Annotated in this window: 20 protein-coding genes; 3 read left to right on the top strand and 17 right to left on the bottom strand. The window is 71.5% G+C overall.

The window, feature by feature from the left end; genetic code table 11:
- Window positions 1-151 precede the first annotated feature (151 nt).
- Window positions 152-754: an NAD(P)H:quinone oxidoreductase gene (gene wrbA, locus ACZ499_RS22245; protein WP_468677276.1), complete on the bottom strand. Its 603-nt coding sequence runs from the start codon at window positions 752-754 to the stop codon at window positions 152-154.
- A 173-nt stretch (window positions 755-927) separates the two neighbouring features.
- Here wrbA and ACZ499_RS22240 point away from each other — a divergent pair, with 173 nt between their 5' ends.
- From ACZ499_RS22240 to ACZ499_RS22230, 3 genes are all read left to right on the top strand, one after another.
- The gene (locus tag ACZ499_RS22240; RefSeq protein ID WP_468677274.1) at window positions 928-1,554 is read left to right on the top strand and encodes a TetR/AcrR family transcriptional regulator; all 627 of its coding nucleotides are present in this window, start codon (window positions 928-930) and stop codon (window positions 1,552-1,554) included.
- 229 nt (window positions 1,555-1,783) lie between these two features.
- The gene (locus ACZ499_RS22235) at window positions 1,784-2,149 is read left to right on the top strand and encodes an STAS domain-containing protein (protein ID WP_468677272.1); all 366 of its coding nucleotides are present in this window, start codon (window positions 1,784-1,786) and stop codon (window positions 2,147-2,149) included.
- Between the two features lie 46 nt (window positions 2,150-2,195).
- Window positions 2,196-2,660: a Crp/Fnr family transcriptional regulator gene (locus ACZ499_RS22230; RefSeq protein ID WP_468402664.1), complete on the top strand. Its 465-nt coding sequence runs from the start codon at window positions 2,196-2,198 to the stop codon at window positions 2,658-2,660.
- Between the two features lie 25 nt (window positions 2,661-2,685).
- Here the strand turns inward: ACZ499_RS22230 and ACZ499_RS22225 are convergent, their stop codons facing one another.
- From ACZ499_RS22225 to ACZ499_RS22150, 16 genes are all read right to left on the bottom strand, one after another.
- Window positions 2,686-3,495 carry a helix-turn-helix domain-containing protein gene (locus ACZ499_RS22225; protein WP_468677270.1) on the bottom strand — a complete coding sequence of 270 codons (810 nt, stop codon included), beginning with the start codon at window positions 3,493-3,495 and terminating at the stop codon, window positions 2,686-2,688.
- A 152-nt stretch (window positions 3,496-3,647) separates the two neighbouring features.
- Window positions 3,648-4,499 (bottom strand): alpha/beta fold hydrolase, encoded by an 852-nt coding sequence (locus ACZ499_RS22220; protein ID WP_468677268.1) that lies wholly within the window; start codon window positions 4,497-4,499, stop codon window positions 3,648-3,650.
- A 162-nt stretch (window positions 4,500-4,661) separates the two neighbouring features.
- Window positions 4,662-5,909, bottom strand: coding sequence for a PucR family transcriptional regulator (locus tag ACZ499_RS22215; protein WP_468677267.1), 1,248 nt, complete (start codon window positions 5,907-5,909; stop codon window positions 4,662-4,664).
- A gap of 140 nt (window positions 5,910-6,049) precedes the next feature.
- Complete coding sequence (locus tag ACZ499_RS22210) at window positions 6,050-8,887, bottom strand: helix-turn-helix transcriptional regulator (protein ID WP_468677265.1); 2,838 nt, start codon at window positions 8,885-8,887, stop codon at window positions 6,050-6,052.
- A gap of 85 nt (window positions 8,888-8,972) precedes the next feature.
- Window positions 8,973-9,587, bottom strand: a complete 615-nt coding sequence (locus tag ACZ499_RS22205; protein ID WP_468677263.1) for an FMN reductase — start codon at window positions 9,585-9,587, stop codon at window positions 8,973-8,975.
- Complete coding sequence (locus tag ACZ499_RS22200) at window positions 9,584-10,681, bottom strand: LLM class flavin-dependent oxidoreductase (protein ID WP_468677260.1); 1,098 nt, start codon at window positions 10,679-10,681, stop codon at window positions 9,584-9,586. Before ACZ499_RS22200 ends, ACZ499_RS22205 begins: the two co-directional genes overlap by 4 nt.
- 26 nt (window positions 10,682-10,707) lie before the next feature.
- On the bottom strand, window positions 10,708-11,544 hold the full coding sequence (locus ACZ499_RS22195) for an alpha/beta fold hydrolase (RefSeq protein ID WP_468677258.1): 837 nt from the start codon (window positions 11,542-11,544) through the stop codon (window positions 10,708-10,710).
- 127 nt (window positions 11,545-11,671) lie between these two features.
- The gene (locus tag ACZ499_RS22190; RefSeq protein WP_468677255.1) at window positions 11,672-14,386 is read right to left on the bottom strand and encodes an ATP-binding protein; all 2,715 of its coding nucleotides are present in this window, start codon (window positions 14,384-14,386) and stop codon (window positions 11,672-11,674) included.
- A gap of 16 nt (window positions 14,387-14,402) precedes the next feature.
- A complete protein-coding gene (locus ACZ499_RS22185; RefSeq protein WP_468677253.1) occupies window positions 14,403-15,290 on the bottom strand; it encodes a carbohydrate ABC transporter permease in 888 nt (295 codons plus the stop codon).
- Window positions 15,287-16,252 carry a carbohydrate ABC transporter permease gene (locus ACZ499_RS22180; RefSeq protein WP_468677251.1) on the bottom strand — a complete coding sequence of 322 codons (966 nt, stop codon included), beginning with the start codon at window positions 16,250-16,252 and terminating at the stop codon, window positions 15,287-15,289. The genes ACZ499_RS22185 and ACZ499_RS22180 overlap by 4 nt, the downstream gene beginning before the upstream one ends.
- On the bottom strand, window positions 16,252-17,583 hold the full coding sequence (locus ACZ499_RS22175; RefSeq protein ID WP_468677249.1) for an ABC transporter substrate-binding protein: 1,332 nt from the start codon (window positions 17,581-17,583) through the stop codon (window positions 16,252-16,254). Before ACZ499_RS22175 ends, ACZ499_RS22180 begins: the two co-directional genes overlap by 1 nt.
- 102 nt (window positions 17,584-17,685) lie before the next feature.
- Window positions 17,686-18,411 carry an alpha/beta fold hydrolase gene (locus ACZ499_RS22170; RefSeq protein WP_468677247.1) on the bottom strand — a complete coding sequence of 242 codons (726 nt, stop codon included), beginning with the start codon at window positions 18,409-18,411 and terminating at the stop codon, window positions 17,686-17,688.
- 53 nt (window positions 18,412-18,464) lie between these two features.
- Complete coding sequence (locus ACZ499_RS22165; RefSeq protein ID WP_468677245.1) at window positions 18,465-18,782, bottom strand: GNAT family N-acetyltransferase; 318 nt, start codon at window positions 18,780-18,782, stop codon at window positions 18,465-18,467.
- Between the two features lie 45 nt (window positions 18,783-18,827).
- The gene (locus ACZ499_RS22160; RefSeq protein WP_468677244.1) at window positions 18,828-19,556 is read right to left on the bottom strand and encodes a GPR1/FUN34/YaaH family transporter; all 729 of its coding nucleotides are present in this window, start codon (window positions 19,554-19,556) and stop codon (window positions 18,828-18,830) included.
- A gap of 16 nt (window positions 19,557-19,572) precedes the next feature.
- Entirely contained in the window at window positions 19,573-21,459 is a 1,887-nt protein-coding gene (locus tag ACZ499_RS22155; RefSeq protein WP_468677242.1) for an amidohydrolase, read from the bottom strand.
- The gene (locus tag ACZ499_RS22150) at window positions 21,456-22,409 is read right to left on the bottom strand and encodes an alpha/beta hydrolase (protein WP_468677240.1); all 954 of its coding nucleotides are present in this window, start codon (window positions 22,407-22,409) and stop codon (window positions 21,456-21,458) included. Before ACZ499_RS22150 ends, ACZ499_RS22155 begins: the two co-directional genes overlap by 4 nt.
- Between the last annotated feature and the right edge of the window lie 20 nt (window positions 22,410-22,429).

The raw sequence follows: 22,429 nt of genomic DNA, 5'->3' as shown, positions 1-22,429 counted from the left end.
GCCCATCCCGCCTCGGGCCACTCCACCCCCCACCCCCCCCCCCCCCACCCCCCCCACCCCCCCCCCCCCCCCCCCCCCCCCCACCTCCCCCCCCCCCCCCCCCCCCCCCTTCCCCCCTCCCCCCCCCCCCCCCCCGAGGTAGCGGGATCGGTCAGCGTGCTCCCGCGAGCAGACGCGCCGCGACGGTCGCCAGGCGCTCGCCCTGGTAGCGGGCTGCCAGCAGCGTCTCCTCGGAGACGGCCTCGGCACCCGCGTGCGCCGTGCCGTACGGGTTGCCGCCCGCGCCGTAGACGACCGGGTCCGTGTAGCCGGGCGCGACGATGATCGAGCCCCAATGATGGAACGTGTTGTACAGCGCGAGAGTCGTCGACTCGTTGCCGCCGTGCGCGTTGTGGGCGCTGGTGAAGCCGGTGGCGGGCTTGTCCGACAGCGCGCCCTGCTGCCACAGGCCGCCCGTGGTGTCGATGAACTGCTTCAGCTGCGCGGCGATGTTGCCGTAGCGGGTCGGTGAGCCGAGCGCGTACGCGTCGGCCCAGGCCAGGTCGTCGAGTGTGGCGATCTCGACGTCCTTGGTGGCCTCGACGTGCTCGCGCCAGGCCGGGTTGGCATCGATGGCCGAGTCCGGGGCGAGCTCGGGGACCCGGCGCAGCCGGACCTCGGCGCCGGCCTTCTCCGCCCCCTCCGCGACCGCCTTGGCGAGCTGGTGGACGTTGCCGGTGGACGAGTAGTAGATGACCGCGACCTTGGCGCTCATGACGAGGCCCCTCCCAAGCAGAGATCGTAAGACCGTATCGGCGAAACGGATAGCTATCCGGTTCACCTTCGAGTGCGAGTAAACCGGATAGCAATCCACTTTGCAAGCGGTCGAGGACCTCCCTCCACAGCTCCCGCGATCGAACCGGATACGTATCCGATAGCCTCGGAACCATGACCCGCATCGAACTCGCCGTCACGGGCCAGGCCCCACCCGAGCGCGCCGACGCCGCTCGCAACCGCCGGAAGATCCTGGACGCGGCGGCCCGGCTGGTCGCGGAGCAGGGGCCGCAGGCCGTCACCATGAACGCGGTCGCGCACGCCGCCTGCATGGGCGTCGGTACGGTCTACCGGCGGTTCGGCGACGTGAGTCAGCTCCTCTTCGCCCTCCTGGACGACAGCGAGCGGCGCTTCCAGCAGTCGTTCCTGACCGGCCCCCCACCGCTCGGCCCGGGCGCCCCGCCCGCCGACCGGCTGCGCGCCTTCCTGCACGCGCTCGCCGACCGGATCGTGGATCAGCGCGAGATCATGCAGCTGGCGGAGGCCGCGTCACCGAGCGCGCGCTACAGCAGCGGGGTGTACGCGACCCTGCACACCCATGTCTCCGTCCTCCTGCGCGAGGCGCGGCCCGAGGCGGACACGGAGCTCCTGGCCCATCTGCTGCTCGCCCCCTTCGTACCGAGCCTGTTCGAGCACCTCACGGTCGGGCGGGGGGTGACGCCGGAGCGCATCAAGGCGGGCATCGACGATCTGCTCGGACTGGAGGGCGGGCCGGCCCACACCACCGGCGACACTTCCTGACGGCCCACCAAGCCTGTCGGCGGAGCCCGTCGGCCGAGCCGGTCCACCGAGTTGGCCAAACCAGTGGGACATATGCCAACGCGCCATGTTCAAGGGCCACTTGTGCCGGGCATGCACACACCGGAGACCCCGATTCTGTACACATACGGCCGGACGTCTCCACGGTTCCCCCGCAACCTCTCCTCCGTCCGCCGCCGGGCCGACGGTTCGCCTCAACCGAGGTGAGCACATGATCGCCGTTCTTCCGGACTTCGCTCCACCATCGCGCGTCTACCGCATGCACGGACATACGGTCCTGGCCCTCTGCGGCGAGATCGACATCGCCACCGCCGCCGAGGTCGTCCCCTACCTGGAGGCCGTGACCGCCCCGTACGAACCCAAAGTCGTGATCGATCTGACGGCGGTCACCTTCTTCGACTGCTCCGGCCTGCGGCTGCTCAGCTCCGCCCGCCGCCGTGTGGCCGCCCGCCATGGCAGCCTCACCGTGGTGTGTGCGCACCCGTTCACTCTCCGGATTCTGGCGCTTTCGGGCCTGGGCGCCGCGCTGCACGTGGTTCCGACCCTGGAGGAGGCCGTCCTGGTCGCACCCGGGTGACACTGGAGGAGGAATCGACAAGGGGGACTCGACTAGGAGGCCGCCCATGAGCATCCCCGCGCTCCCCCGGCTCACCAGCGCCCTTGCGGACGAGCACCGCAACCGCCTCACCGGCCTCGCCCACGAGGTCGACTTCCCCTCCGGGACCCGTCTCTTCAACGAAGGCGGCCACGCCGACCGGTTCTGGGTCCTGCGCTCGGGCACGGTCACCCTCGACATGCACATCCCCGGCAGACGCCCGGCCGTGATCGAGACGCTCGGCTCGGACGAACTGGTGGGCTGGTCCTGGCTGTTCCGCCCCTATGTGTGGCAGCTGGGCGCCGAGGTCAAGACGCCCGTACGCGCCTTCGAGTTCGACGCCGAGGCCGTACGCGCCCTGATGGAATCCGATCCCGCGTTCAGCGCGGCGGTCAGCGGCTGGGTGGGCCGCGTCCTGGCCCACCGACTGCATGCGGCCCGCACCCGCCTGCTCGACATGTACGCCCCGTACGGAAGCGGAAACGCCATGTGACCGCCGCTGGGCTCAGCCCTCGTGATCAGGCCGCGCACCCGGTGTCGCGCACCGTACCGAAGGCCGGCGTCGGCGCGAAGGCCGACGTTGCCAGCGACTGCCATTCGCTGGGCGACATGCCGTACGCGCCCCGGAACGTACGGCTGAAGTGCGAGGGGCTGCTGAAGCCCCAGCGGTTTGCCACCGCGGCCACGGTGAACCTGCGGTTGGACCGGCCCAGCTCGATCCTGCAGGACTCCAGCCTGCGTCGGCGCACCCATTGGCTCACCGTGGTGCCGTCGTTCTGAAAGAGCTTGTGCAGGTACCGGACGGAGATGTGGTGGGCGCGTGCGATCGATTCCGGTGAGAGGTCCGGGTCCATCAGGTGCTCTTCGACGAAGGCCCGGATCCGGGACAGCATCTCGTTGCCGCCTCGCGACGCGTCGGCCGCCGCGTCCGCCGTGTCCGACTCAAGGAGCTCCACGACCAGGACGGAGAGGAGGTGAACGGCCGTCCGGGCGAGCCGGTCCCCGACCGTGGACCGGCGGAACTCAGCCTCGGCGGCGAGCGCGGACAGGAAGTCCGACACCAGCGCCCCCAGCCCCTCGCCGCCGCGCACGGGGACGCCCACGACCTGGTTCAGTTCCGGCTCCGTGACACCCAGATAGCAGCGCGGTATCCGGAAGAAGACCATCTGGCAGTCGTCGCCGAAGCGGAGCAGGTGACGGCGGGCCGGGTCACAGAAGACCAGGTCGTTCGGGCTCAGGGGGCTCTGGGCGCCCTCACGGACGCTCGTGACGCGGCCACGGACGTGCATCCCGAGGTAGAGGAAGTCTCCGTCCGCCTCACCGGGCATTTCGGGGAGGAGCTGAACAAGCCAACCGGAAACGGAGGTTGACGGGGGATCAGACACCTGGCGTGTCTTCGTTTCAGGCACACGTGACATCAGTGATCGGGTCATCGGAACTCCAAACCGAACGTTCTTCCTGCCGGGGCGCAACCGTCTGCCTAGGCCCCTGTTGCAGCCGCCTCCACGAGGAATTTGTCCACCACCGCGTTGAAGGCCGCCGGGTTCTCAAGGAACGGGAAGTGCGAGCTCGCCACGTCGGAGGGGAAGACGTGCAGGCGCGCACCGGGAATCTGCTCGGCGATGAAGCGCTGCGAATCGGGGTGCACATGGCTTCCCTCACAGCCGATCACCAGGGTCGGCACATCGATCCTGGGGAGGACGTCGCGCCAGTCCTGAGCGCAGTGGTCGAACAGAAGGGGAACGGCGGCGTAGGCGGGCGTCGAGGTGATCTGCTCGGCGACGAAGGCGAGCACCTCCGGGTCGGGCTCGCCGGAGAACATGCCGCGCACGAAACCGGCGCGCACGTCGTCACCCCCCGGCGCCGCGAGCGCGGCACCCAGGGCGAGCAGCTCGGACACGTCGAAGATGGCGCCGGAGTCCCGCTGTTCCCGCCCGGTCATCCAGGGAACGGCGGCGACGGCCGCCGGCTGGTCGACGGCGACGAAGCGCCGGATCCGTCCGGTTCCGTACTGGTCGATGAAGCTCCACCACACCGAGACGCCCATGGACCAGCCCAGCGCGTCGAACCGCCCGAGCCGGAGGTGGTCGACGAGTTCGAGCACGTCGCGGGCCAGGCGCGCGATGCGGTAGCCGTGCCGCGGCTTGCCGGACAGCCCATGGCCGCGCAGGTCGACGGTGACGACGCGACGGCCGGGCGACAGATCCGCGAGCTGATGGCGGAACATCGCCTGTGTCTGGCCCCAGCCGTGCAGCATGACCAGGGGTACGCCCTCGCCACCGCTGTCCCGGTACGCGAGCCGTGTTCCGTCCGTGGTGATCAGTTCTCTCATGGCTTCTTCCCTGCTCAAAGTGCTGGACGTGATGCCCGGCCTCGTCCTGATGATCTTCTGATGCGGCACGCCGCCGTCGCTACCGCGTGCTGTAGGAATCGGGCGGGAGATCCTTCTCGCTTTGTCGAAGCGATGAGAACCGGCCACCCGATCGGGCCGGGATCACCTGCCCGCGTCGTCGCCCGTGGTGAGGAGTTCCTCGATCCTCAGTCCGAGGTGCAGGGTGAGCCGGTGAGCGCCGTCGTCCAGGTCGAGCCCGGTGATCTCCTGGATCTGGCGCAGGCGGTAGTAGAGCGACGTGCGGTGGATTCGCAGCGCGTCCGCGGTCCTGGGGATCGACCCGGCGTGTTCGAGGAAGCACCGCAGGGTGTCCCGCAGCCGGTCGCCGCCGCCGGCCTCGTTCAGGGTGCGGAGCGGCTTCGGGACGAGGGATCCGTTCAGGGCGTGCTCGGGGAGTTGGAGCAGCACGGCGAACTCCCCGAGCAGGTCCCAGTCGCCCATGCTCTTCAGGGAGGGCAGCCGACGCGCCGCGCGGGCCGCCACGAGCGACTGCTCGTACGACGTCGAGGCGTCGTGCAGCCCGTGATGGCGCCCCCCGACGCCGATCACGGGGGCCGCCGACGGGTCCAGGAACGTGTGGAGTTCATCGAGGATGCGGGCGGACTGGGCAGTGACCTCGTCCGGACCGGGAGGCCGGTCGCGCAGTTGGAGCAGGATCGCCCGCTCCTGGTAGATCGCGACGAGGCCCTGCGCCGAACGCGTCTGTCTGAAGCCCTCCAGCGCGGCCCACAGCGCCGCCTCGGACTGCCGTACGGGCTCCGTACCGCGGCAGAGCTGGACGAAGGTCACCAGCACGTGGTCCGCTTCGCCGAGCAGCCCGAGCTCCATGGCCTGCCTGCGTGCGGCGGTGCGCCGGGCGACGTTGGTGTCGACCAGATCAAGGACCAGGGTCCGCTCGTCGGTCTTCCGCGTGTCGGCGGAGAGGTTCTCCATGTACATCTGGGCGGCCATGGCGTCGGCGGCCCGCGCGATGGCTTCGGTCTCGTTCTCCCCGAGCGCTTTGTCCGGTGCGACCACCATCAGCAGTCCGAGGAGGTGTCCGCGCTCTCGCAGCGGCACGACGTAGCGGGGCAGCAGCCCGAGGTCGTCACGGCCGTCGATGAATCCGGGCCTCGACCACTGCGCCACTCCCTGGTCGAGGACGTACCGGACGGTGGCGTTGTCGGCCCGGCCTTGCAGCAGCGTGCCGATGCGCACCGGGTCCTCGTCACCGAAGTGGCGGCTCGTGCACACCATACGGATCAGCGGGTCGTCGACCGCGACGGACCGGCCCAGCCTCTCCGCGAGTTCGTCGACAAGCGCCTGGAGCTCCGCACTGCCGGGACGGGCCCGCTGAGGTCTGACCGTCATGCACTGTTCCTCTCCTGACCAGCTGTTCCCCGCGGATCGCGTCTCCTTTCCGCAGCTCTTGATCATTTTGAGGACGCCAGGGCGTCGGCACATCGCACGAATCGTGCATGGGCACGGGGCTCTCAGGGGATGCGAAGCGATTACTCCGCGTTGTCGCGGCTCATCACCAGCCGTGCCAGTTCCGTGCGCGAGGCGACGTCGAGCTTGGTGAAGGTACGGCGCAGGTGCGACCCCACCGTGTGCGGCGAGAGGGAGAGCTGCTCGGCCACCTGCCGGTTCGTCAGTCCTCGTGCCACGAGCCGTGCCACCCGCAGCTCTGACGCCGTCAGCTCGGGCCACTCCTTGACGTATCCGGCCGACACGGGCTGACGGCGGACACCCGCCGCCCGCAGGCGCCGACGGACACGTGCCGCGTCCCGCTCCGCACCGGCCCGCGTGTAGAGAGCGAGGGCCGTGTCCAGGTACGGCACCGCTTCGGACACCCGGGTGGCCGCGAGCTTGCGTCCGGCGTCCTCCAGCGCCGACGCCCGGGCGAGCGGCCGAGGGCATTCCCCGTAGAGCCGGACCGCGCGCAGGAGGCGCCCGAGGTCGTTGTCGAGCAGCCCGCGGGCGTGCGCGGCGGTGGCGGCGAGGATCGTGAAGTCCGGGTTGAGCGCGGCTCGTCGCTCGGCCACCGCGACCGCCCCCGCGGCCCGCTCGGGCGCGCCGGCCCGCAGCGCCATGCGGACGAGGACGGGGGCGTCGACGGCGTCGGCCGGGGCGGCGGCGAAAGGCCGGCCCTCGGCGGGCGCCACGTCGTCGAGTTCGGCCAGGGCGCGGTCGGGGCGGCCTTCGAGGTCGGCGAGCAGCGCCAGCAGCCAGGCGCCGGCGCCGCGGACGAGCGGTGCGCTGTCGCTCCGCATCCGCCGCACCCGCGCCGCGTACCCTCGTGCGGCCTCCTGGTCGTTGGTGTGGAGTGCGATGCGCACCATCACGTACAGGAGTGTGATGTCGGAGAGGTTGCCCGTGCCGAGTTCGTCGCTCATCGCGAAGGCGGCTTCCGCGTCCGCCCGGGCGTCCGCCAGCCGTCCGGCGTCCAGGAGCGCTCGGGCCCGGCTCATGAGCCAGGTGCGCGTGGCGGCCGCGCGGCCCTGGTTCCGGCTGTCGCGAACGCCGGCGTCAGCGACGGCGAGCGCCTCCGCGGAGCGGCCCGCCGCGTTCAGCAGGAACCCCTGCCACAGCGCTTCCGGAATCCACTCGGAATGGACGATGCCCAGGCCTGCGGCGAGGGCGCCGGCCCGGTCCGCCCGACGGAACGCTTCGCTCCATTCCATCCGGCGGAAGTGCAGGGCCGACTCGACCACCATCAAGGTGGCCTCGGCCGCGCGGTCGCCGGCCGCTTCGGCGCTCTCCAGCGCCTCGCCGACGGCCTGTCCGGCCGCCTCGTCGTCGCCCGACAACGAAAGGCCCAGGCACAGCAGCGCGAGCAGTCGGGCCCGCAGGGCCGCCGGAATCCCGGGCAGCGCCGCCCCGGCACGGGCCTGCCGGACCGCCGCGCAGAAGTCGAACTGACTGGACAGGCGCGCCAGTCCGAGGCGTATGCGTGCCTCGTCCTCGGGCCTGAGGCCACCGGACGACAGGGCCGAAGTCCCCAGGCGGTGTGCCCGGGCCGGCTGTCCCGTCTGCCAGAGCAGCGGGATCGTCTCGGCGATGACCCGCGCCCGCTGGGGAGCGTCCACCGCGGTGAGTTCCAGGGCTCTGAGGGTGAGTTCCGCGGCTGGTCCGGGAGCGGTGTCCGCGACTTCCGCCGCCGCCGTACGCAGCCGGTCGACGGCCGCCCGGTCACCGCGCTCCGCGCCGTCGGCCGGCAGTGCGGGGGCTTCGACCGGGGACGCCGCGCTCCTCGGCCGCATCTCGGCACCATGGCGGCGCAGGGTGCGGCGCAAGGAGAGCGGAAGCCCGGCTTCCACCGCCTCGCGGACCAGCTCGTGCCGGAATTCCAGGTGATCGCCGCTTTCGGTGAGCAGATCGGCGTCGAGGGACTCCCGCACCGCCGTGATGAGCGCCGCCGGCGACCGGCCGAGCAGCTCGGCCAGCAGGCCCACGGTGACCGGGCACCCCACGGCCGCCGCCGTTTCCACCAGCTCGCGGGCCACATCGGACAGCAGGTCGAGCCGGCGCGCCACGGAGGGCAACGGCCGGATGGGGAGAGGGCCGGCCGACAGCCGGGCCGTGCCGTTCCCGATCGTCACCGACTCCTCGCCCCGCAGCGCGCCGAGCAGCTCCACCAGCAGCAGCGGCACCCCCTCGGCCCGGCGGGCGACGCCGAGGACGTCCGGACCGGGAACCGCACCCAGGACGTCCTCGGCGAGGTGCGCGATCGCCCCGTCCCCGAGCGGCCCCAGGGCCAACTCGTGCGCGCCGGCCTGCCGGATCCTGTCGAGCGTCGTGCGTACGGCCGGCGGCACGCTCCCGCCCCGCACGGCCACCAGCCACAGGATCGCGTGCGAGGAGAGTCCGGCCGCGACCGTGTGAAAGGTGAGGAGCGTCAGGTCGTCGCACCACTGGAGGTCGTCGAGGACGATGAGCAGGGGCCCGCCGCGAGCCGCCTCCCGCAAACGGTCCCCCAGCTCCTGAAGCAGCCAGAACCGCTGGCCGGGCATCGTGGCGAGATCCCGCAGCCGGGCTGCGTCCGACAGCGGCTCCTCCCCGGAGAGCAGCCCCTCCAGCAGCGGGCCGAGCGGCACGAACTGTTCGGCGGGGTCGGCTCCCCCCTGGAACACCCGCATCCCGCGCCGCCTCGCGGACGCCGACGCCTCCACGAGGATCCTGGACCTGCCGATGCCCGCGGGGCCTTCGACGAGGACGACCCCGCCTTCGCGACGGGCGAGCGAGTCGAGCCGCGCCTCGATGAACGCCAGTTCCGCCTCCCTGCCGCGGACCGGCGCCCTCACACCGTCGAAGTCCTCGGACAAGGGCCATGTCGTCAAGGGGTTCACGCTCATTCCGCCGGCCGGGGCCGCACGGGACGGGGCTCGGTTTTCGCGTGCGGTACGGCGGAACAGTATGCGGGACCGTCCCGCGTCAGTCGAAGCGCAGGTCGGCGAGCTGCCGTTCCAGGGCGGTGACGTCGTCCTCGGGTTCGGAGCGCGGCGGGCGGGCGGCCATGAGCTCGGCCAGCTCGCCGCCCGCCCGCCGGATGCGGGCGGGCAAGCCCTCGGTGTACTCGTCTCCCCCCGACCCCCAGTCCTCGGACGCCGCGTACACCGCGGTGGGAACGACGGCCGCCCGCAGATAGGCGAAGAGCGGGCGCATGGCGTGGTCCAGGACCAGGGAGTGGCGAGCGGTGCCGCCCGTCGCCGCGACGAGCACCGGCTTCCCGCTGAGGGCGTCCGGGTCGATCACGTCGAAGAAGGACTTGAACAACCCGCTGTAGGAAGCCGCGAACACGGGAGTCACCACGACCAGACCGTCGGCTCCCGTCACCGCGTCGATCGCGGCGGCCAGCCGCGGCGGTGGGAAGCCGGTCACCAGGTGGTTGGCCACGTCGCCGGCCAGCCCGCGCAGCTCCATGACCTCGGTCGACACGACGTGGCCCCGGCCGGCGAGTTCCTCGCGGACCGACTCGGCCAGCCGGTCCGCGAGCAGACGGGTGGAGGAGGGCGCGCTCAATCCGGCGGAGACGGCGATCAGCTTCACGCGGCGGCCCCTCCCTGCTCGTCGGCGGCGGCAGCGACCCGCGCCTCGTGCGTGGGTGCGTCGGGGACGCCGGCCGGGCGTCCGTTCGCGAACTCCTTGCGCAGGACGGGCACGACCTCTTCGCCGAGGATGTCGAGCTGTTCCAGGACGGTTTTCAGCGGCAGACCGGCGTGGTCCATCAGGAAGAGCTGGCGCTGGTAGTCGCCGACACTCTCCCGGAAGGACAGGGTCCGTTCGATCACCTGCTGGGGCGAGCCCACCGTCAACGGGGTCTGCTCGGTGAAGTCCTCCAGGGACGGACCATGGCCGTACACCGGCGCGTTGTCGAAGTAGGGGCGGAACTCCCGTACCGCGTCCTGGGAGTTCTTCCGCATGAACACCTGTCCGCCGAGCCCCACGACGGCGTCCTCCGGGCGGCCGTGACCGTGGTGGGCGTACCGGCGCCGGTACAACTGGACCATGCGCCGGGTGTGATCGGCCGGCCAGAAGATGTTGTTGTGGAAGAAGCCGTCGCCGTAGAACGCGGCCTGCTCCGCGATCTCCGGGGACCTGATGGATCCGTGCCAGACGAACGGCGGGACGCCGTCCAGCGGCCGTGGAGTCGAGGTGAAGGCCTGCAGGGGCGTACGAAACGTTCCCTCCCAGTCCACGACGTCCTCGCGCCACAGCCGGCGCAGCAGCGCGTAGTTCTCCTTGGCGAGGCCGAGGCCCTGGCGGATGTCCTGCCCGAACCACGGGTACACCGGGCCGGTGTTGCCGCGCCCCAGCATGAGGTCGACCCGGCCGTCGGCCAGGTGCTGGAGCGTCGCGTAGTCCTCCGCGATCTTCACCGGGTCGTTGGTGGTGATCAGCGTCGTCGCGGTGGACAGGATGAGCTTCTCGGTGCGGGCGGCTATGTAGCCGAGCAGGGTGGTCGGGGACGACGGCACGAACGGCGGGTTGTGGTGCTCGCCGGTCGCGAAGACGTCCAGGCCGACCTCCTCGGCCTTGAGCGCGATGGCGACCATCGCCTTGATGCGCTCGTGCTCCGAGGGTGTACGGCCGTTGGTGGGGTCGGGTGTCACGTCCCCGACGGTGAAGATGCCGAATTGCATGGTGTCGTGCCTCTCCTGAGCCGTCGTCACTTCGCCAGGAAGGCGAGCAGCGCGGTGTTGACCTCTTCCGCGTGGGTCCACAGCAGACCGTGCGGAGCGCCTTCGATCTCGACGTAGTCGGCGGAGGGCAGTGCCTGGTGGAAGGGGCGCGCGGTGCCTTCGGCGGGCAGGATGCGGTCGGCGGTGCCGTGCAGGACCAGGGCGGGCACGTCGATGGCCGGGATGTCCGCGCGGAAGTCGGTGTACCAGGTCGACGGGGCGGCGGATGCGGCGAAGGAGCCGCCGCCGGCCGCGGTGTTCCAGCTGTTGCGGACCGCTTCCTCGCTGATGCGGGTGCCCAGGTTCTCGTCGAGGTTGTAGAAGTCGTTGAAGAAGGCGGTGTAGTAGGCGTAGCGGTCGGCCTTGACGGCGGCGACCACCCCGTCGAAGAACTCCTTCGGCGCGACCCCGTCGGGGTTGTCGTCGCTCTTGAGCAGGCACGGCTCCAGCGAGGCCAGGAAGGCGACCTTGGCGACGCGGGCGGAGCCGTACGTGGAGACGTAGCGGGCGACCTCGCCGGTGCCCATGGAGAAGCCGACCAGAACGGCGTCGTTCAGGTCGAAGGTCTCCATCACGGTGTTCAGGTCGGCGGCGAAGGTGTCGTAGTCGTAGCCGGTGGTCGGCTGGGAGGACTGTCCGAAGCCGCGGCGGTCGTAGGTGATCACGCGGTGGCCGGCGTCGAGCAGTGCGGCGCTCTGGCGCTCCCAGGAGCGGCCGTCGAGCGGGAAGCCGTGGATGAGGACGACCGGCTGCCCGGTGCCGTGGTCCTCGTAGTAGAGGTCGATGGCGGTGGAGTTCTCCTGGCCGACGGTGATGTACGGCATGGGGTGCTTCCTCGATTCGGTGTGGTGGTCCGCGGCTCGGCGCGGTATTGAACGCCGTCACGCTATGGCGGGGGAAGCGCCGTCTGTTGTCGCGTGACGCACCGAGGCTTGCCCACGGGCGCAGAGTTCAGGGGCCGCTGGACGCGGAGTCCGCCAGCACGAGCCGTGTCAGGTGGACCCTTGAGTTGACCGAGAGCTTGTGGAAGATCGACGCCAGGTGGGTGTTGACGGTGTGCGGGGAGACCACCAGGGCGGCCGCCGCCGACCGGTTGGTGTGCCCGGTGGCGATCAGCCGGGCGACCCTGCGCTCCGAGGCGGTGAGCGCGCCCCAGCCCTGGCCTGGACGCGGCCGGGTCGCGGTACGCCGGCCGGCGTGGGTCGTCGCCCGGTTCAGGTCCGTCCGGACCCGCTCGGCCTCGAAGCCCGCTCCCGCCTGCGCGTATGCCTCGTAGGCCCTGGTCAGGGCGGCTGTCGCGGCGGCATCGCCGGTGGCCAGCAGGGCGCGCCCGAGGTCGGCCGAGGCCGCTGCGAGCTGCAGGGGGCGCGGGCCGGTGAGGAAGATCTGGACGGACCGCTCCAAGAGGCTCGTGTCGGCATTCAACAGGGCGGCCGTGTGGGCGGCGATCCCTTGTGCGGTGGGTACGGAAGGGTTGCGGGAGGCGTGCTCGGCCGCCTGCGCCGCCAGGTCCTCGGCCAGGGACCGGTCTTCGGCGCGCAGGGCGATCCGCACCGCTTCGACGAAGCGGGTACGCAGGAGCCGCCATCGGACGAACGGGTGGTCCCGCTGAAGGGACCGGAGCCGTTCGGCCGCTGCCGCGTGGTCGCCATGGGCGTCGGCGAGGATGGCCTCAAGGTACTGGTGGGCGGCGTGGTTCCCCGTGTTCGGGCGGGCGGCCACGGCCGCCCTGACGACGTCGAGATGTTCCTCCGCGGCTTCGCGGTCGCCGCGCAGCAGCGCCAACGAGCCTCGGATGACCCGTATGTTGACCAGGTTGCCGGGCACCCGGATGTCCGCTTCCAGCCGTGCGGCGGTGATGAAATCGGCTTCCGCGTCGTCGAGCCGCCCGAGCCCGAGGTTCAGGCTTCCCTGGGCCCACGTCAGCATCGCTGGGCGCAGTGGCTGGTCACCCGCCGCACCCAGCAGCCCTCGGGCGGAGTCGAAGTCGTCCATGTGGACCCGTGCGACGACCTCCTCGGGCAGGAAGGCCGCGTCGAACGCGCTGAGCGCTGTGTGGTGGTCGACGGCGGCCGCGCATTCGCCCGCGTTGAGGGCGATCTCGCCGAGCCCCCACAGCGCGACGACGCGGGCTTCCCGGTCGCCCGCCCGCTCCGCCTCGGCGAGCGCCCGCTCTCCCGTCTTCCGGGCGCTCCCGAGGTCACGTCCGCGCGACTGGGCCAGTGCCTGCCGCGCGGTCAGCCGGGCGGAGACCGCCGGGTCGGTGACGACGGCCAGTCCCGCCGTCGTACGGCGGGTCAGCTCGTGGGAGTCGTCGAGGTGCCACAGCGTGTCGCCGAGGACGGACTGCAGGCGGGCGAAGACGTCCAGCGGCGGCTGTCGGGCCAGCAGCACGTCGCCGGTCTCCCGTGCCCGGGTGTACCGGCCCGCGCGGGTCAGCGCGGTGATGGCACGTTCTCCCACCCCGAACGCCTCGGGGTCGTGGGGCGGCACCAGTTCCAGCGCACGCACAGCCAGGTCGGCGGCGAGATCGGGCATGACGGCGAGTACGTCCATGGCGGCCCTGCCGAGCAGCCGGACCGCCTCGTGATCGCCGGGTTCGGCGCTCTTCAGCAGATGCGGGACCGCGTCGACGGAGGCCCGGCCCACCGCGACGAGCCGGCTCGCCGCCTCCCGGTGCAGTGCGCGTCGCGCCGAGGGAGCGAGGTCGGCGTACACGGCCTGGCGGAGCAGATCGTGACGGAACACGAGGCGTTCACCGTCGTCGTGGAGGAGCCCGGCGGCGATCGCCTCGTGCAGTTCGCCGAGGAGGTCGGTGGCGGACCGGCCGCACAGGGCCGCGGCGTCGGCGAGCCGGAAAGCGCCTCCGAGGACCGAGCCGATCCGCAGGAAGTGGAGGGTGGCGGGCCGGAGCGCGGCCAGCCTGCCGCGCACACCGAGCACCAACCGCTCCGGCGGCACCGCCGCGTCCGCACCCGACGCCGCGATTCCCGTCAGCATCTCGGCCGCGAGGAACGGGTTGCCCCCCGATCCGTCGAGCAGCTCCGTGACCTTCCGCGGTACGTCCTCGCCGAGTACGTCGCGCGCCAGCTCGGCCAGGGCCGTATCGGACAGCGGCCGCAGGGAGACCGTCGTCGTACGCGGTCCGTCTCCGCGCAGGTCCGGGTTCTGCCTGCCCGCCAGCAGCCACAGGACCGGAGAGGTGAGCAGTCGGGCCGGCATGACGTTCAGGGCGAACCTGCTCAGCGGATCGGTCCAGTGGACGTCGTCGATCGCGATCAGCGTGGGTGTGCCCGCCGAGCGCTCCTCGATCAGCTGGGCCAGCCGTTCGACGAGCCAGATGCGCTGATCGTGGTGGCCGGCCAGGTGCGCGAAGTCCCTGGCGGACAGCAGCGGCGGGTCGCCGTGCAGGAGGCCCGAGGCCAGTGAGGCGAGCGGTGCCAGCTCGTGCAGCTCTTCGGCGCGCCCCTGACTGACGACGAACCCATGGGCCCGCGCGATCGAGACGGTCTCCTCCAGCAGTACGGTCTTACCGATGCCGGCTTCCCCCAGGAGCAGGGCGATCGCTCCGCCGTCCCCGTCGCCCACCGCCCCGACCAGGGCACGCAGCTGCTCCAGCTCGGCATCGCGGCCGCGCAGTCCGGGCCGGCTCAGCCCGGCGCTCACGGTCTCCTCCTCGATCTCATCCCTTGACCGATCCTGCGAGCAGGCCTCGGGCGAAGTGCCGCTGGAGGGAGAAGAACACGAGCACCGGGACGAGCGCCGACACGAACGCTCCCGCGGTGAGCCGCTGCCACTCGTTGCCGCGCGTCCCGGCCAGTGCCGCCAGTCTGACCGTCATCGGCGCGGTCTCGGCCGTTCCGCCCGACAGGGTCAGCGCCACCAGCAGGTCGTTCCACACCCAGATGAACTGGAGGATCGCGAACGTGACCAGGGCCGGGCGGGCCAGCGGGAGGACGATCCGGAGCAGCAGCGTCCCGTGCGACGCGCCGTCGACCCGGGCGGCCTCGATCAGTTCTCGTGGCAGTCCGGCCAGGAAGTTGTGCAGGAGGAACACCGCGAACGGCAGCGCGAAGACCGTGTGGGCGAACCAGACGTGGCTGAACCGGGCCGGTCCGGTGAGGTTCCAGGCGGGCAGGAACAGCCACCCCTGGGAGAAGAGCTTCAGCAGGGGGACGAGCGCCATCTGGAGGGGCACGATCTGGAGCGCGAAGATGCCGACGACGAGCGCGTCGCGCCCCTTGAAGTCGATCCAGGCCAGGGCGTACGCCGCGAAGAACGCCAGGACGAGGGGGAACAGCACCGAGGGGAGGGTGATGACGACCGAGTTGACGAAGTGGTCGGCGAGCCGCCCCGACGCGTTCCCGGTGCCGAACAGCACCTCGCCGTAGTTGTCGAGCGTGAGGTGCGGCGAGCCGAACACGGTCCACCAGCCCGTCGTCTTCACCTCGCCCTCGGGGCGGAACGAGGAGAGGAGGAGGCCGAGGGTCGGCGTCGTCCACAGGACCGCGATCACCACGGCGATCACCGAGAAGGCGCGGGAGGCCAGACGCTCCCGGACGCCGCTCATCCCGCCCTCCGCTGCGCCCGGACCTGATAGGCGACGACGGGGGTGACCAGGACGAACAGGAGCACGGCGAGGGCCGCGCCGCGGCCTGTCCGCCCGTAGCGGAAGGCCTGGTCGTACATCTCGTGGGCGATGACACCCGTGTCGAACTGGCCGCCCGTCATGGTCTTGACGACGTCGAACGCCTTGAAGGTGCCGATCACCTCGGCGAGGACCACGACGAGCAGCGTGGGTCTGATCGACGGCAGGGTGATGCGCCAGAAGATCTGCCGGGGGGAGGCACCGTCCAGTTGGGCCGCCTCGGTCGTCTCACGGGGAACCGCCGCGATCGCGCCCGCCAGCAGGACGGCCGCGAAGCCCGCCTGGGTCCACACCATCGTCACGATGAGGAACAGGACGTTCCAGGGAGATTCCACGAGCCACTGTCTCGGCTCGCCGCCGAACGCCACGACGAGCTGGTTCAGCAGCCCGATCTGGTCCGCCCCGGCGGGCCGGTAGGCGTAGACGAACTTCCAGACGAGGCCGGCGCCGACGAACGACATCACCATCGGCAGCAGTACGAGCGACAGGGCGAGCCCCCGGAACCGCGACCGTACGACAGCCGCCGCGTAGAGCAGACCGACCGCGGTCGTCAGCAGGGGCACCAGCACCACCCACGCCAGGGTGTTGCGCAGCGCGATCAGCGCCTCGGGATCGGTGAACATCCACACGTAGTTGTCGAGTCCGGCCCAGGTGCCGCCCTCACCGTCCGTGAACGACAGCATCAGGGTGCGCAGACCGGGCACGAGGAGACCGGCCGTGAGCAGCAGCAGCGCGGGGGCCAGCAGCAGGAGGGCCGCGCCCCGCCGCCGTACCGGTCCCCGGTGCAGCGCCACGAGGATCAGGCACACCACCGCCGTGAACGCGGCGATGCCCTGGAGGAGATACAGCAGCTTGGGCTGCTGGGCGACGACATCGAACGACATCAGTGGCTCGGCCAGGACCGTTCGATGGAGTCGGCCACCGGCTTGGTGCCCTTGCCGCTGATCCAGTCGACGGCTCCACGCCAGAACGTTCCCGCACCGACCGCCGCGGGCATCTGGTCCGAGCCGTCGAACCTGAACTGCGTCCCGGGATCCTGGAGCAGCTGGATGGAGAGCTTGTCGACCGGGTTGGCGGCGTTCGCCGGATCCACACCCTTGTTCGCCGAGACGAACGGGCCCTTCTTCATGCGCGCGTTGGCGAAGTCCGCGCTCGCGAGGTACTCCTGGAAGGCCCGGACCTCGGGACGGTCGGAGAACGCGGAGGCGAACACCCCACCGCCGAGCACCGGACGGCTGTTCCTCTCCGTCCCTGGCAGGAGGAAGGCGAACACGTCCTTGTCCGGTCCGATCCCGGTGCCCTTCGGCCACTGCTCGGCGTAGAACGAGGCCTGGCGGTGCATCGCACAGTCGCCCGAGAGGATCGGCGTGCCGGCCTCCTGGTAGGCGATCGAGGCCATCGACCGGGCCGGGCCGTAGCCGCCGTTGGCGTACCGGTCGTTCTTGAGGAGGGACCCCACGGTGTCCATGGCCCTGATCACTCTCGGGTCATTGAACGGGATCTTGTGGGTGACCCACTGGTCGTAGACGTCCGGCCCCTGCTGGCGCAGCAGGACGTCCTCGATCCAGTCCGTCAGGGGCCAGCCGGTCGCCTCACCGGATTCCACGCCCGCACACCACGGCTTGACCCCCGATGCCGCGACCTTCTCCGTCACGTCCATCAGCTCGGACCAGGTGCGGGGAACGCTCAGTCCCCTGTCCCGGAAGAACTTCGGCGAGTACCAGACGAACGACTTCACGTTCGCGACCAGCGGAGTGCCGTAAAGGGTGCCGTCCACGGTCGCGTAGCTGTTCCAGTCCGCCGACCAGCCCCGCTTCGCCAGAGAGGCGAGCCCGGCGCTCGCGGGCTTGAGCTTGCCCGCGCGCGCGAAGCGCCCCAGGAGCCCCGGCTGGGGGAAGAACGCCACATCGGGCGCGTTCCCGCCCTCGACCCGGATCTGGATCTGGGCCTCGAACTCCCCGTCCCCCTCGTACTGGACGTCGATCCCCGTGCACTGCGCGAAGTCCGCCCAGGTCTCTTCGAACAGATCGGCTTCCCGGTCCCGGTTCGACGCGTAGACGGTGACCGCGGTGCCGGCGTGCTTGCCGTACCGCGCGTAGGGCCCGCAGTCCGGGGCATGGCGGGACTGCGAACCGGTGCCGTGCGGGGCGCCACAGGCGCTGACCGTGGCTACGAGGGTGATGACGGCGAGCGCGAGCCTCGCCCCGAACCTCATGGGGTGTGCTTCCTCCGATCGCCCCCGAAGGATCCTTGAGGGCGACCCGAAGCTACCAGCGCTCGAACATCATCGACCAATCGTTCGATGTCAGGGGCCTGGTCAGTGGGCGGTGGCCCGGATCGCGTCCTGGATCAGCCCGGCCACGGCCTTGGGATGGGCGAGCATGACCAGGTGCGAGGAGTCGACCTCGACGGTGGTCATGCCGGCACGCTCGTACCCGAAGCGCTCCACCTCGGGGTTGATGGTCCGGTCGGAGGCCGCGACCAGGCCCCAGGAGGGCTTGCTCTTCCACGCCGCGACCGGCGCCGCCTCCGCGAAGGCCCTCGCGGCCAGGGGGCGCTGGGAGACCGCGAGCACCGCGGCGAGCTCGGGGTCGACGTCCGCGGCGAAGATCGCGGGGAACTTCTCGGCCTCGACCGACACATCGGTGCCGGTCTCGGTGGAGCCGGCCACGGGGAACGGGGTGTAGACGAGCGCGTCGGCGAGGCCGGAGTCGGGGAAGCGTCCCTGGAGCTCGCCCAGGCTCTCACCCTCCTCCAGCGCGTATCCCGCCAGGTAGACCAGCGCCCGGACGTTGTCCTCCGCGCCGGCGAGGGTGATGACGGCGCCGCCGTAGGAGTGCCCCACCAGGATCACGGGGCCGTCGACGGCACGGATCACGGACGCGATGTACGCGGCGTCGTCGACCAGGCTGCGGTTGGGGACCGCCGGAGCCACCACCTTCAGGCCGGCGGCGGTCAGTTCGGGGATGACGCGGGCGTAGCTGGAGGCGTCGGCGAAGGCGCCGTGGACCAGCACGACGGTGGGGTCCGCGGATCGGGACATGGGTGAACTCCTCGGTGGGTGGGCGGAGGTGGGGAAGGCGGAAAGGTGCTGCTTCACAGACCGAACCGGGCGCGGCGCGCCTCGGGCACCAGGTCGGCGTACTCCGGGTGCTTGCCGATCCACCCCCGGACGAAGGGGCAGTACGGCAGGACGTGCAGCCCGCGCGCCCGGGCGTCGTCGAGGGCTCCGCGGGCAAGCAGTCCGCCCAGGCCCCGTCCGGCGAACCGGGGCTCGGTCTCGGTGTGGATGAAGGCGATCTCGTCCTCCGAGAGGAAGTACTCGGCGAAGCCCGCGGTCTCGGTGCCGTCGTCACCGGCGAGGACGATCTCGTACCGGGACCTCTCGGGCCGGTCCATCACCTGCGGTTCCATGGGTGCTCCAGTGCGGTCGCGGTGTTCGTGGGTGGGTGGGTGGGTTCAGAGGGTGCGGCGCACGCCGGCGTGGCGTTCCAGGTTGCGGAGCTGGACCGCGAGGTCGCCCTCCACGGCGGCGTGGGCGGGGCCACTGCGGCCGATGGGCAGGACCTCCTCGCTGCGCATGTCCTCCAGCATCAGGGCGAACGCCGCGTACATCGCGACGAGCGCCACCAGAAGGCCGAGCGCCCCGGACGTGCGCGTGAGCCATTCGGCGCCGGTCAGCCCCGACAGACCGGTGGCCGTCCAGCGGGGCAGGGAGGCCACCAGGACCAGCCACAGCGCGCGCTTGGGCCGCGTCACGGCGGTCATCAGCGCCCCGAAGCAGAGGAACACCAGGTTGAACACGCCCAGCACCCGAAGGCCGTCGGCCGCGCCGCTGACCATGACGAGCGAGTAGGCCAGCCAGCTGCCGGCGAAGACGCCCATGAGCGTCGCCGCGATCACATCACGGGCGCCGAAGGCCAGGATGCTCACCAGGAGTTGCAGGGCGAAGGCGGGCAGTACGCACAGGGCGACGGCCTTGCGGGCCTCGGGCTCGAAGAGCCCGAGCTGCAGGCATCCCGTCATCGCGGAGGCGATCGCCACCGTGAAGAAGCCCAGCGGCATGGGTGAGGCGATGGGGCGCAGGTTGATCCGGGTCATCGACCGCAGGTCCGGTTCGAAGCGGCGCCCCGGGGGAGCGTCCGGCGCGTCGTCGGCGCTGTCGGCGGAGGGGGAGGCTGTACTCATCGTGGGGATCTCTCGTTCAGTGCGCGAAGCAGGGGTCGATGAACGGCGGAGGCGTCTCGGGAGCGGAGCCGCGGGCCACGCGCCACCGGCGCTGCTGCTCGGACTCGGCGACGGCCTCCGCCACGAGCGAGGCCTGGCGAGCGCCCCCCTGGTAGCCGCCGAAGTGGGCCACGGGGCTCCACTGCGGGCTGACCGGCGGGACGGCCTCGTCGAGTCCCTCGTACTCCGCACTCGCGTAGACGATGCGGCCGCCGACCACGGTGAGTACGGATTCGATGTCGGGGATGGCGGCCTGGGGCACGGTGAGGAAGTCGTCGGACAGGATCGCGAGGTCGCCGTAACAGCCCTCCCGCAGCTGCCCCTTGACGTCCTGCTCGCCGGTGAGCCGCGCGCCGCCCCGGGTGTAGAGGCCGAGGGCGGTCTCCCTGCTGATCAGGTTCCCGGCCGGGCAGAGCGCGGTGCCGCCGACGGTGCGCCCGGTCACCAGCCAGTGGAGCGCGACCCACGGGTTGTACGAGGAGACGCGGGTGGCGTCGGTTCCGGCGGCGACGGTCAGGCCCCGGTCGAGCATGGCTCTGACCGGCGGGGTGTGGGCGGCGGCCTCGGCGCCGTAGCGGTCGCGGAAGGCGGTGCCCTGGAAGGACATGCGGTTCTGGACCGAGAGGGCGCCGCCGAGGGCCGCGATGCGGTCCAGGCTGGCGGTCGAGACGGTCTCCGCGTGGTCGAAGAGCCAGCGGTTGTCGCCGGGGAAGAGCCCTTCCGCCGCGAGCTTCTCGAAGACGGCCAGGTCGCGGCGGATCGTCTCGTCGTAGGTCGCGTGGAGCCGGAAGCCCCAGCCGTTCTCCATCAGGAGTCGGACGGCCTGCTCGAACTCGGCCTCGTACCCCGCGGCGAGCTCGGGACGGGGTTCGGAGAAGTTCTCGAAGTCGGCGGCGGCCCAGGTCAGGTTCTCGCCCGCGCCGTTCAGCCGGAGCCACTCGTCCCCGTCCCCGGGCTTGACCATCTCGGTCCAGCGCTTCAGGTCGGCGAGCTCCTGGCCGGCCGTCTGCGGGAAGAGGTGGTAGGCGATCCGCAGGGACAGCTCCCCGGCCCTGGCGAGGTCGACGACCGTGGCGTAGTTGTCGGGGAAGTTCTGGAACCCGCCGGCGGCGTCGACCGCGGAGGTCAGCCCGAAGCGGTTCAGCTCGCGCAGGAAGTGCCGCGTCGAGGTGCGCTTGTCGGCCTCGTCGAGGGCGGGTGCCTTGGCCAGGGTCGAGTACAGGATGAGCGCGCTCGGCGCCGCGAGGAGGACCCCGGTGGGTTCGCCGTCCCGGCCCCGGACGATCTGTCCGCCGCGCGGGTCGGGGGTGTCGCGGGTGAAGCCGGCGGCCCGCACCGCGGCCCGGTTCATCAGGGCTGACTGGTACAGGTGCAGGACGAACACCGGGGTGTCGGGGGCGGCCTCGTTCAGCTCGGCCACGGTCGGCATCCTGCGCTCGGCGAACTGTTCGCCGGTCCAGCCCCCGACGACCCGGATCCACTGCCCCTTGGGGGTGCGGCCGGCCTGCTCGCGCAGCATGGCGAGCGCGTGGCGGAGGCTGCGCACCCCGTCCCAGCGCAGCTCCAGGACGTAGTTCAGGCCGCCCCGGATGACGTGCAGATGGGAGTCGTTGAGGCCGGGGATCACCCTGCGGCCGAGGGCGTCGACGACCCTGGTTCCCGGCCCGACGAGGTGGGCGAGGTCGTGGTCGTCGCCGAGGGCCGCGACCCGGCCGTCGCGGATCGCGACGGCACGGGCCTCGGGACGGGCGGGGTCACCGGTGAACACCTTCGCGTTGCGGACGAGGAGGTCGGCCTGCGCGTCGTCCTGCCGCGCGGCGGGAACGACGCCCGCCACCGGCATGCTCGTCGACGGCCCGGTCATGCCAGGGCCTTGCGCAGGGCGTCGATGGCGACGCCGATGGCGAGTTCGGCGCCCCGCGTCTCGCGCAGCGCGTTCAGCATGACGAAGTCGTGGATGACCCCCTGGACGCGCAGGGCGGTGACGGGCACTCCGGCGGCGCGGAGCTTCGCCGCGTACGCCTCGCCCTCGTCGCGCAGGACGTCGGCCTCGGCGGTGATGACCAGGGCGGGCGGCAGGCCGGTCAGCTGCTCGGGGGTGGCACGCAGCGGCGAGGCGGTGATCTGGGCGCGCTCGGCCTCCTCGGTCGTGTACTGGTCCCAGAACCACTTCATGGCGTCGCGCCGCAGGAAGTAGCCCTCGGCGAAGAGGTGGTACGACTCTGTGTCGAAGCCCGCGTCGGTGACCGGGTAGAAGAGGACCTGCTGGCTGAGGCGGACGTCGCCGCGCTGCTTGGCCATGAGGGTGAGGGCGGCGGTCATGTTTCCGCCGACCGAGTCGCCCGCGACGGCGATCCGGGTGCCGTCGAGGTCCTTGTGGTGTCCCTCGCAGGCGATCCACTGGGCGACGGTGTAGTTCTGCTCGATGGCGACGGGGTAGCGGGCCTCGGGCGAGAGGTCGTACTCGGGGAAGACTACGGCCGCCCCGGTGCCGACGGCGAGTTCGCGCACCAGCCGGTCGTGGGTGTGCGCGTTGCCGAAGACCCAGCCCGCGCCGTGGATGTAGAGGATGACGGGGAGGGGACCGGTGGCGCCGCGCGGGCGGACGATCCGGGCGCGGACGTCGCCGGTCGGGCCGCCGGTGACGGTGACCCGTTCCTCGTCGACGGCGGGCAGCGGGACACCGTCACCGTTCTGGACGTCGTCCACCGCCTTGCGGCCGTCGGCCACGGGGATCTGGTAGAGGAACGGCGGCTGCGCGGTGGCATCGGCGAAGGCCTGGGCGGCGGGTTCGAGGGTCGGCGGGTTCGGCATGAGGGGTTCTCCTTCGAGGT

This window comes from Streptomyces sp. NPDC031265, assembly GCF_055570295.1.
The sequence above is the reverse complement of the archived record's forward strand: the minus strand, read 5'-3'. Positions and strand labels throughout refer to the sequence as shown.